8 protein-coding genes are annotated in these 11,627 nt (G+C 39.5%); 1 reads left to right on the top strand and 7 read right to left on the bottom strand.

Going from position 1 to position 11,627, the window contains the following annotated elements:
• Positions 1-128: 128 nt before the first annotated feature.
• The 3 genes from H5160_RS11880 to H5160_RS11870 form a co-directional block, all read right to left on the bottom strand.
• Positions 129-656 (bottom strand): hypothetical protein, encoded by a 528-nt coding sequence (locus H5160_RS11880; RefSeq protein ID WP_182737538.1) that lies wholly within the window; start codon positions 654-656, stop codon positions 129-131.
• Between the two features lie 109 nt (positions 657-765).
• The gene (locus tag H5160_RS11875; RefSeq protein ID WP_182737537.1) at positions 766-1,143 is read right to left on the bottom strand and encodes a hypothetical protein; all 378 of its coding nucleotides are present in this window, start codon (positions 1,141-1,143) and stop codon (positions 766-768) included.
• 118 nt (positions 1,144-1,261) lie between these two features.
• Positions 1,262-2,170 carry a DUF3800 domain-containing protein gene (locus H5160_RS11870; protein WP_182737535.1) on the bottom strand — a complete coding sequence of 303 codons (909 nt, stop codon included), beginning with the start codon at positions 2,168-2,170 and terminating at the stop codon, positions 1,262-1,264.
• 105 nt (positions 2,171-2,275) lie between these two features.
• Here H5160_RS11870 and H5160_RS11865 point away from each other — a divergent pair, with 105 nt between their 5' ends.
• On the top strand, positions 2,276-3,244 hold the full coding sequence (locus tag H5160_RS11865; RefSeq protein ID WP_182737534.1) for an integron integrase: 969 nt from the start codon (positions 2,276-2,278) through the stop codon (positions 3,242-3,244).
• A 184-nt stretch (positions 3,245-3,428) separates the two neighbouring features.
• On the opposite strand, the gene H5160_RS11860 is transcribed toward H5160_RS11865, so the two are convergent.
• The 4 genes from H5160_RS11860 to H5160_RS11845 form a co-directional block, all read right to left on the bottom strand.
• Complete coding sequence (locus tag H5160_RS11860) at positions 3,429-5,684, bottom strand: acyl-CoA dehydrogenase (RefSeq protein WP_149603631.1); 2,256 nt, start codon at positions 5,682-5,684, stop codon at positions 3,429-3,431.
• Positions 5,685-6,023: 339 nt separating this feature from the next.
• On the bottom strand, positions 6,024-7,052 hold the full coding sequence (locus H5160_RS11855) for a zinc-binding dehydrogenase (protein WP_165723352.1): 1,029 nt from the start codon (positions 7,050-7,052) through the stop codon (positions 6,024-6,026).
• Between the two features lie 10 nt (positions 7,053-7,062).
• Positions 7,063-8,475, bottom strand: a complete 1,413-nt coding sequence (locus H5160_RS11850) for a TolC family protein (RefSeq protein WP_182737533.1) — start codon at positions 8,473-8,475, stop codon at positions 7,063-7,065.
• Entirely contained in the window at positions 8,468-11,620 is a 3,153-nt protein-coding gene (locus H5160_RS11845; RefSeq protein ID WP_002958688.1) for an efflux RND transporter permease subunit, read from the bottom strand. The genes H5160_RS11850 and H5160_RS11845 overlap by 8 nt, the downstream gene beginning before the upstream one ends.
• Between the last annotated feature and the right edge of the window lie 7 nt (positions 11,621-11,627).

Genomic DNA, 11,627 nt, shown 5'->3' with positions numbered 1-11,627 from the left:
AGTGGCTATTATTGCCTGTATAAGAAAGCTTATAGTAATCATAAATTCTATGGTGAGGGATGGTGTCATGTGGGATCCTAAAATGGTTTGAAATTAGGAATTGACACCATAGTCACTTGTTAGGTGATTTAGGTGCAATCGTGATTTATATACCATCCTTTACCAAGATCTGTAATCTCACGAGCATAACCTGGTTTCAGATCTGTTTCGGGCATTGAACCATCACCGTTAATATTAACGGTAGTCAAACAGCCCGAAACAGCTAAACCACTTCTGTGCACCATAATACGTGTCCAATTAGGTGTGTTTGAACAATGCTCTACACGTTCAGAACCAACCTGTTTAAATAAAGCCAAGTATTGTTTGTATCTATCACTTGAAATACCAACCTCTCTCAAAACAATTTCAAGTGACACCTTTCTGTCATAGTTTTGGTTAGTATTCCATTTATTATCATGTTCCCAAAAATCGCCTATGTGGTCAGTACCAACAGCAAAACACGTGTTAGTTTTAGTATCTTCTTTTATCATTGAATCTAGCTGTTCAAAAGAGGCTTTGTTTTGGACAAAACTTTCTTTAATTTCATCAATATTGACTGGTTTGCCACAAGCCTGTAAAAGCAAAACTAAAATTAGAAAACAACTCCGAACTTTCATAATCACCTAACGCCTCGTTAAGAGGCAAATAATTGTTGGCTAAAATAAGCGACGCAGGAGCAAAAGCCAACTGTTATTTGTCCTGCTTTAACGACTTGTTAGCTATACTTTACACCAAACCTGACTCTTGGCTTATACATAAACTACCAACCATTAATAGCATAAAACCAGGTATTGAATGGCAAAGTAATGATGGGAATTTCTTAACATTATTATACGAAGGAACAAAAAAATACGGATCTAATTGCTGCAGTTTTTTATATATTGGAAATAATACAGGCTTAAAGAAAGAATTATATGCTTTAGCTAAAAACAACTTTAAACCTGAAACATACATTAAGACGAATGTTGAAGCCCCAAGAAACTCTACCAATACCATGAGTTCCATACTTATTAATATCTCTGGTCCGGCAGCAAATGCAACAACAAGAATTGCTAATGAATACCAAATGCCTTTTGATATTATTTTCTTGATCCAATCAAACACTAAACTCTCCTTGTATAGCTAACGCCGTTTTAAGCGGCAAATTGCAGTTGGCTAAAATAAGTGAGGCACGAACAAAAAGCCAACTGTAATTTGTCCGTCTTGAAAACCCTTGTTAGGTTCACATTACATCTTCACGAGAAACATAGGCAACATTGTTTGTTGGAACCACATCTAACGTATTTGGAACCTTTCTATATTCTTTTTCTGGGAAGTGCCAAATATTTATATCCGCATTAGGATATGTATCATAATGCAATGCATCCCAACCTAGGCATTCAGCTATTTTGTTAATAGCTAAAACTTTACCTTTATGTATTTGTGCCTCTGGATGTAAAAACAAATTATGAGATGCATTGATTGCACCAGTAAAAAGATCAGCAACCTGAATTAATAACTCAGATTTTGAATCACACTTTTTAACTTCAGTAATAGAGCCAAGTCTATCTTTAAGGTTGTGGTTACCAATAATTTCGACAACCTCAGCGTGTTTACTATATGAATCGGATTTATCATCAATTTTAGCATTTATGTCTGATTTCAATATTCTTGCACAATATGACATTAGCATTGTATATGATTTATAAAATGCTACTTCTTCATTTGCTTGCCAATTATAGTAAGGTTGTTTCCAAGATACTTTGCATATAAAGCTTGCTGGTGAATTAGTTATTAATTGAGTTAAATCAATAAGAAGGTTAACCATTCCATAGTTTTTTTTAATACCTGACCATTTAAGCTCTCTTTCATCAGGTAAGTTATGTTTTTTAAGTAGATGACGAACCTGCTGCTCAAAGTCATCTAAAAAATTATTTGGTACTAGCAAACAACCAATTGTAAAACACTTATCTACAGCAGATGTACCACTTTCATCTGCGAATAATGAATATTCCATCAAACCTCCTTGTGAACCTAACAATTTAATAGTGCGCTCATCGCGCATATTTCTGCCAACGATACGCTCATGTATTTTATAAATCTTTTTTACCAAATAACTTAACACATTGCTATATATAATTTTTATTAGCATTCAAACTCTCAATAAAAGACAAAATGCGCTCGTCGCTCATTTTCTTGAATATGGGAGCAGCACAACTATACTGTATATAAATACAGTTATATTGTTGGTGGTAATATGAAAACACGCTCTCCATTTTTAAATTATATAGCCGATTATATGTTGGTACGTCAGTATTCATTACGCACCGTAGATACTTACCTAAGATGGATTGCATCTTATATCCATTTTCATAATAAACGCCATCCCGCCTCAATGGGGGACAATGAAGTCGAACGCTACTTAGAACATTTAGTGTTAAAGCAAAACGTTGCACCACGTACGCAAGCCACCGCACTCAATTCATTGTCATTTTTATACAAGCACATAATAAAAAAAGAACTCTCATTAAATTTAAATTTTGCCCGTAGTAAAAAACAAGCAAAGCTCCCTGTAGTGATGACCCCAGAGGAAGTTAAAATGTTGATGGCTCATTTAAATAAGCGCTATTATTTAATTGCAGCCCTTATGTATGGAAGTGGCTTAAGAGTAATGGAAGCGGTGCAATTAAGAGTAAAAGATATTGATTTTGATTATAAATGCATTCAAGTATGGAATGGAAAAGGTAATAAACACCGCATTGTTACGCTGGCCACAGAGCTAATTCCTATGCTGAGAAATCAAATTTTGAACGTTGATGACTATTTAAAACTGGATTTAAATAATACGGAATATTCTGGCGTATGGATGCCATATGCTTTAACAAAAAAATATCCAAGTGCCGCAAAATCGCTTGCGTGGCAATATTTATTTCCTTCTCATATATTAAGTTCAGATCCTCAAAGTGGTGAAATAAGGCGACATCATTTTCATCACTCTTGTATTAGAAAAGAGATTAAAAAAGCCGTCCAAAAATCAGGGTTAACAAAAATAATAACACCTCATACATTGAGACACTCTTTTGCTACTCATCTACTGCAAAGTGGCGCCGATATAAGAACTGTTCAAGCTCAGCTTGGCCATTCTGATGTTAAAACTACACAAATTTATACCCATGTACTACAGCAAGGTGCTAACGGGGTTGTTAGCCCTTTTTCAAGATTATAAGCGTCTCTTTTTAATCCTCTACAGATACATATTCACTTTCAAACCAATACCGTCATCTATTTCTACTTTAAATAACACATAAAAAAGCCCCGCTTGTTTTTACACAAGCGGGGCCCCACACTAATTCTTTACTCAACAATAAAAGCGCCGATACTGCGGGCGCTTTGCATCATTGAATTTAATTTTATTGATTAACTACGCTTTTAAGCGGGTTAATTGGCTGTGCGTTATCGTCTAGTATGTTCATATCAAAATCGAACTCATCTACACGAATCGCCTTTTCACGTTTGATGTTGTAATCAATTAACTGAACGTGTTCAGCTTGGGTAATTACGTTTGCCGCTAGTGCGTTATCAAGTGTAATGTTAAAACGTGCACCTGGCTTAATTACTTTAGCACGTAGTGCTTTTTTAACTTTAGCCAGCTCGCCAAGTGATGCCATTTTAGCTTTGTAAGCTTGCTCATTAATATGATGGCCATCGCCCACTACTGGTTTAACTAAATGCGTGATTTGCGCTTTAAATGCGGTATCTAGCTGAGCTTGCTTAGCTAGTTCGCGGATTAAATCGTCGCTAATTTTTGGCATTTTAGTTGAGTAGTTCATTGTAATGAAACGAATAAACTTACGTGTACCACTTGCAGGGAAGTTATCTAAAAACTTATGCAATGCTTCTTCAGCACTTTGTAGTGCAAAACGAGTCGCGTAATGGAAATACGGCGCTGCTTGCTCACGGTCACTACTTGATACTTTTTGCTCGTAGTATTTAATTGATGCCATAGCTGCATATAAGAAGCTCATTACATCACCTAAACGTGCCGATAGCATTTCTGCTTGTTTTAACTTACCACCAAGTACAAGTAACGAAAAGTCTGCGTACACTGCAAGTTTTGCAGATAATTTATGTACTGCTTTTTCGTAGTCACGTACTTCTGGTAATTCAGAATTAGCACTTGCTGTAAATGGTAAAACACCAAGGCGGAAAGCACGTAAGCTGTTTGCTGTGCTGTAGCCGATTGTTTTACGCAAAATGCCGTTAAATTCTTTATCTGCGCCTTTGTCTTCACTGTGAATTGACTCAACCATAGATTGTAAATATGGGTGACAACGCATAACACCTTGACCAAAGATCATTAGGTTACGTGTAAGAATGTTCGCGCCTTCTACCGTAATGGCAATCGGCTGAGCAACATAACCACTTGCTAATGTATTTTGTGGACCGTTTTGAATCGCTTTACCCGCTTGAATATCCATTGCTGAATCAAGCACGTCGCGACCAAGCTCTGTCATATGGTATTTAGCGATTGCTGTAACAACTGATGGTTTTAAGCCCATGCCTAAGCCTTCAGTTGTAAGTACGCGCATTGCTTCTTGTAGGTATGTTTTACCTGCAATGTCGGCTAGTTTTTCTTGAATACCTTCAAACTGGCCAATGGCTAAACCAAACTGTTCACGCACTGCTGCGTATTCAGATGCTGATTTAAATGCAACTTGTGCTGTACTAACACCTAGCGCAGGTAATGAAATACCACGGCCAGCACCTAAACAGCTAACCAGCATTTGCCAACCACGGCCGATGTTTTTCTGTCCACCAATAACAAAGTCCATTGGTACAAATACTTTGTTACCACGTGTAGTACCGTTGTAAAAACGAATACCCATTGGGTCGTGGCGATTACCAAGCTCAACACCTGGGTGCTCTTTTGGAATAAGTGCACAGGTAATGCCTAGGTTTTCTTTACCACCTAGCAGACCATCAGGGTCAACTACTTTAAATGCTAAACCAAGTACGGTAGCAATAGGCGCAAGTGTAATGTAGCGCTTGTCCCAGGTAATTTCTAAACCAAGGACTTCTTCGCCGTTGTACATACCTTTAGTTACTTTACCAACATCAGGAATACCACCTGCATCAGAACCCGCTTCTGGGCTTGTTAATGCAAAACATGGAATATCTGTACCATTTGCTAGGCGTGGTAAGTAATGTGCTTGTTGTTCTTGCGTACCAAAGTGAAGTAATAACTCACCTGGCCCTAGCGAGTTAGGAACCATTACGGTTACCGCAACTGCTGAGCTTTTAGTCGCAATTGTGCCAACAATGGTAGAGTTTGCATAAGGGCTAAACTCTAAACCACCAAACGACTTAGGAATGATAAGCGAGAAAAAACGCTCTTTTTTCAAAAATTCTAAGATGTCATTTGGTAAATGAATGCCGTTTTGAATCACTGAATCATCAATCATGCCCAGTAGTTCTTTTACTGGACCGTCTAAGAATGCTTGCTCGTCTGCGCTTAATGTAGCAGCAGGTACGTCGCGAAGTGCACTGAAATCAGGTTTACCTTGGTAGATAGAACCTTCAAGCCATACATCACCCGCGTCTAGCGCTTCTTGTTCTGTGATAGAAATACTTGGTAATACTTTTTTTAGTTTTGTACGTAAACTCATGATTGAACTCATCCGACCAGCTAAATAATACCTACATTACGTCATAAAAAATCGTTTAGATCAATTACTCTATTCAATTAATTAACAGTTTTTTCAATTTATTTTCTTTACCTGAACGTAAACTGTTGAAACACAAAGGCTTACAGTTGTACGCTGAAAAAAAGTATTTTGACTAAAATGATGAATAAAACAGCAAAAGCGCTAGCGCTGTATCTATTTTTTGATGGGCATAAAAAAACGCAGCACAAATAGGCTACGTTTTTATTCAATTTGTAGAGGCTACATTATCAGTTAATCTAGCTAAAACTACTTAAATTTAAATCAAATTGTATAAGCGCTTCACTTAGCAACTTTAACAATTTGCTTGCCGGTAAAACCACCAGCAAGTTGTTTATTAAGCGCTTGCGATACTGACTCAGCACTAAAGTCTACGGGCGTTATTTCTGGGTGTTTAATGTCGCCACTAACAGCTCCTTCAAGTAACAGGTTGCCCATAAAGCTCAAGCGTTGTTGTGCACATAAACTATTAGCAAGCCATGCACCACCAATCGATACAACGCTAATATTCGGCGCTCGGTGATACATTAAGTCTTGATCAAAATAAGGTAGCGGATTTAAGCAGGCAATACGTCCGCAAAAACGCATTAACTCAATATTACGCTGAGTACACTCTCCACCTATCGTATCAATAACCGCATCAAAGCCTTGCGGGCCAAGTTCTCTGCGGATTTTTTCGCATAGCTTTTTATCGCTATAGTCAAAAACCACATCAGCGCCTAGCTGCTTAACCAATTTATGGTTACGCTTTGATGCGGTGGTAAATACATCTGCACCACGCTGTTTTGCATATTGAATAGCAAACTGCCCTACCGCTCCGGCTCCGCCTTCAATAAAAATAGTATCGCCTTCACTAATGCCTATTTTATCTAAGCTGATAAGTGCTGCCATACCGGCGCATGGAAGTGTTGCTGCTATGGCCGGATTTAAACCGCTTGGCACAACCGACACTGCAAAGTTAGGTACTTTGGTGTATTCGCTCAAAGCACCTTGCTCACCAATGTTGGCATGCCACATAACCCGCTGGCCAACATTTGGAAACACACCTTTATTAGCTTTAACCACAACACCTACAGCATCTAAGCCTAAAATGTGTGGATACTGCCATTTACAAAAGCCTGTTTTAGCAAATTGACCATCAACTGGATTTAAACCAACGTACTCTACTTTTACAAGCAGCTCGTTATCTGCACAGTCTGGAACAGGCAGCTCAGCATCTGCTAAGTCAATTGCTTCATTTGGTTCTGGCAGTACAATAGCGCGCATCGTTTGCGGGATAATGTATTCATGTAAATTTTCAGTATTTGGCATCAATATAACTCTACTTATTAGTGTCGTTTAACGCATAACTCCATTGGCCATTAAATGACTGGTAAGCATTTACTTTGGCAAGCAGTGAAGAAATTGTTGTTTCAACAGCATTTTCTTGTGCTATTAAAACATCCTGACGCGCATCTAACAACTCAAGGTAAGGAATTTGGCCTTCTTCATACATTGCTTGGGCTTGTAAAAATGCTTTATTAGCAAAGTCATAGCGCTCATCTGCAAAGCGTTTTTGCTGTGCCTGATTGACCAACAATTGCAGTGAAAGTTCACTTTCACTTAGTGCAGTTAATACCACTTGTTGATAATCGCTGTATGCGGCTTCACTTAAAAACTGCTGCGCGTCGCGCTGTGCTAATAATGCTGGGTAACTTAATAACGACCATTGTAACTGCGGCGCTACTTGCCACTGCTGATCAGTATTTTTTAAGCCTGTGCTGTCTATACTCACAACCCCTGCAAATGCAGATAAGCTAATATCTGGTAATAACGCTTTGCTAGCTGCAACACTTAAACTATTTGCTTGGCTAAAGTCAAACAGTGCACGGCTAATATCAGGACGTAAGGCAATGGCATTATTAGCGTTTTTTAATGCTACGCTAAAGTCACGTTCAAGCACGCCTTGCTCGTTTTCAATAGCAATATTTTGCGCTAACTTACCGCTTAGTACTGCAAGCGCAGATAAATCGCTGTATTTTGCATACTCAATGGCAGGCATGAGTGCTTGTTGCTGCCTAAGCTGCGCCATAGTACGGTTTAAATCAAGCTCGTTTGCAACACCTTCGTCAACACGGGCTTGAAGAACGTCAATACTTTGCTCAAGCGCTTCAATTTGAAGTGCTACAATGTGTTGTTTTTCAACATTACCTTGATAACTTACAAAGCCTTTAACAACTGACGAAACTACTTCAATTTGCAGTAAACGTACTTGCTCTGCTTGGCTCATGGCCGATGCATTTGCAGCATCAACCAACGCCGTAATGCGACCAAATAAATCTAGCTGCCAATCAAGTGCAACGTTTGCACTTGATTGACGGTCAAACACGCTTGGTGCATCGCTTCGAGCTGCGCCAACATTTACGCCACCTTGTGGTAGGTATTGAGCTTTTTGCTCTCCTAATCGCGCTAATGCACTTTTAAGTGTTAGCTGGCTTGTTTGCAAATTATAGTTATTTGCAAGCGCACCAGTAACAAGCTCATTTAGTTGATCAGAATTAAGCTTTTTCCACCAGTTTGTTTCATCAGCAACGCTAACGTTACTAGCAATATTAGCTTTGGCAACAAATTCGTTAACAGCTTTTTGCTCGCTCATGGTGTCTATTTTACTCGCGCACCCTGCTAAAAACGCAGCGACTAATACCGCACTGACAGTTAGACTTGTTTTAAGCCTTTTTTGCATTAATTTAGTCATGAGTATTCTCCTGCGCTTTCTCTTTTTTGTTAGTCACTAACATATAAAATACCGGCGTAAACAATAGACCAAACACGGTTACACCTATCATGCCTGAGAATACGGCGTTACCCATTGCGTGTCGCATTTCGGCGCCCGCACCGGTGGCAAGTACTAACGGTACAACACCTGCTGTAAATGCAATCGACGTCATTAATATTGGGCGCAAGCGCATACGACATGCCTCAAGTATTGCCTCTAAGTGCGATAAGCCTGAGTCGTGTCTATCTTTTGCAAACTCAACCATCAATATCGCATTTTTAGAAGCCAGCGCGACCAGAACTATTAACGCTATTTGGGTGAATATGTTGTTGTCAGAGCCAACAAACCACACGCCCAACAAGGCTGAGAAAATAGTCATTGGTACAATTAATATAATTGCCAGTGGTAAACGTAAGCTCTCGTACTGCGCTGCAAGTACCATAAATACAAGTAATACAACTAACGGGAATACATAAACCATGGTGTTACCGGCAAGTACTTGTTGGTACGTTACTTCAGTCCACTCATACTCAATACCTGTTGGTAGTGTGTCTGCGAGTACTTTTTCAATAGCAACTTGTGCTTGATCAGAACTATAACCTGGCGCTGGGCTACCATTTAGTTCTGCACTTGGGTATCCGTTGTAATGCATAACACGGTCAGGACCAATTGTTGGTGTTACTGTTAATACAGAGCCTAGTGGCACCATATTACCTGAGCGGTTTCGTACTTTTAAATTAAGTATTTGATCAGGGTCTAAGCGATAGTCAGCATCAGCCTGTGCATTTACTTGGTACGTACGACCAAACATATTAAAGTCATTTACGTACACAGAGCCTAAGTAAATTTGCAGTGCATTAAATACTTCATCAAGTGGAATACCTTGAATAAGCGCTTGCTCACGGTCAATATCAATATCCATTTGTGGAACTTGGATACGGAAACTTGAGTACAGGCCCATTAATGCTGGGTCTTGTTGCGCTTTACCAATAACGGCTTGCAGGCTATTAAATAGTGCCTCAAATCCTTTATTAGCTCTGTCTTCTATTTGCAGTTTAAAACCACCTGTTGTGCCCAAACCTTGAATTGGCGGCGGTGGAAATACCGCTACAAATGCCTCATCAATTGCAGCAAAACGTTTATTCAACTGCGCCGCTATCGCCATCGCTGATTGGCTCGGATCGGTACGTTTGTCAAAGCTCTCAAGTGGTGTAAATACAATGCCGCTGTTAGGGCTGTTTGTAAAACCGTTCACTGATAAGCCAGGAAAAGCAACAGTATGTGCAACGCCTGGGACTTCTAATGCAATTTGCTGCATTTGAGCAAGTACGTCTTCAGTACGATCAAGGCTTGATGCGTCAGGTAACTGCGCAATAGCCACTAAATACTGTTTGTCTTGCTGTGGAATAAAGCCACCTGGTACGGTATCAAATAACTTAATTGTGCCGCCAACAAGTGCAATATAAGCCACCATTACAACAACGGTCATACGGATTAGTTTTTGTACCAGTTTTTCGTACCCTTTAGCACCACGATTAAATACGCGGTTAAATGGTTTAAACAACCAACGACCAAACAATTTATTAAGTAAACGCGTGAACGCATCTGGTTTTGCATCGTGAGATTTTAATAACAATGCAGCAAGCGCAGGCGATAACGTTAATGAATTAAACGCTGAGATAATCGTCGAAATTGTAATTGTAAGTGCAAATTGCTTATAAAACTGACCTGATAAACCGGTAATAAACGCAGTAGGAATAAATACGGCACTTAGTACTAGCGCAATGGCAATAATAGGGCCTGTTACTTCGCTCATTGCAACGCGGGTTGCTTCAAGTGGCGATAAGCCTTTTTCAATATTACGCTCTACATTTTCAACAACTACAATCGCATCATCTACAACTATACCTATGGCCAATACTAAGCCAAACAACGACAAGGTATTAATTGATACACCTAACCACTGCATTACGGCAAATGTACCAATAAGTGAAATAGGCACAGCAATTAGCGGAATAATAGATGCACGCCACGTTTGTAAAAATACAATAACAACAATAACTACCAGTACAATTGCTTCAAGCAACGTTGCAATTACCGCGTCAATTGAGCCGCGAACAAATACCGTAGGGTCGTACACAATGTCGTATTCAACACCAGTAGGGAAATCTTTAGATAAGCGCGCCATTGTTTCGCGTACTTGATCAGAAAGCTCAATAGCGTTTGAACCTGGGCGTTGAAATATTGGCATTGCAAGAGCTGGTTGGTTATCAAGCTCTGCACGCAGGGCGTAAGTGTCTTGACCTAAATCAACACGGGCTATATCAGATAAGCGCGTTAACTGACCTTCGTCGCCTACTTTAATAATAACTTGTTCAAATTCTTCAATACTGTTTAAACGACCTTTAACGTTTAACAATATTTGAAATTGACTGTCGTTTGAAATTGGTTGCGCACCTAAGCTACCTGCAGCAACTTGCTGGTTTTGCGAGCGAAGTGCTGTTACAACATCTGTTGCTGTTAATTCGCGTGCAGCAAGTGCATCTGGGTTTAGCCATACTCGCATTGAGTATTTGCCAGCACCAAACATGCGAATATCACCTACGCCTGGTAAGCGCGCAATTTCATCTTTAATGTTTAAATCAGCATAGTTAGATAAGTAAGCTGTGTCGTGCGTTTTTTCAGGTGAGTATAAATGCACTACCATGGTTAAATCGGGTGATGACTTTTCAGCCACAACACCTAAACGTTGTACTTCTTCTGGCAAACGCGGAAGTGCACTGTTTACACGGTTTTGTACTTGTACTTGAGCACGGTCTAAATCGGTACCTAACGCAAAAGTTACCGTTAGAGTCATACGGCCATCACTAGTACCTTGCGAAAACATATACAACATGTTTTCAGTGCCGTTAATTTCTTGCTCCAGCGGTGTTGCCACTGTTTGCGCAATAACGGTAGGGTTAGCACCTGGGTAGTTGGCGGTAACAACAACTGTTGGAGGAACTACTTCTGGGTATTCACTTACTGGTAATTGGAATAGTGATATGCCACCAGCAATTAAAATAACCAACGAAAGCATGGCCGCAAATATTGGACGCTGTATAAAGAAATGCGAAAATTTCATCAATAAA

It is taken from the genome of Pseudoalteromonas sp. SG43-4 (assembly GCF_014164325.1).
Classification (GTDB): domain Bacteria; phylum Pseudomonadota; class Gammaproteobacteria; order Enterobacterales; family Alteromonadaceae; genus Pseudoalteromonas; species Pseudoalteromonas distincta.
The sequence above is the reverse complement of the archived record's forward strand: the minus strand, read 5'-3'. Positions and strand labels throughout refer to the sequence as shown.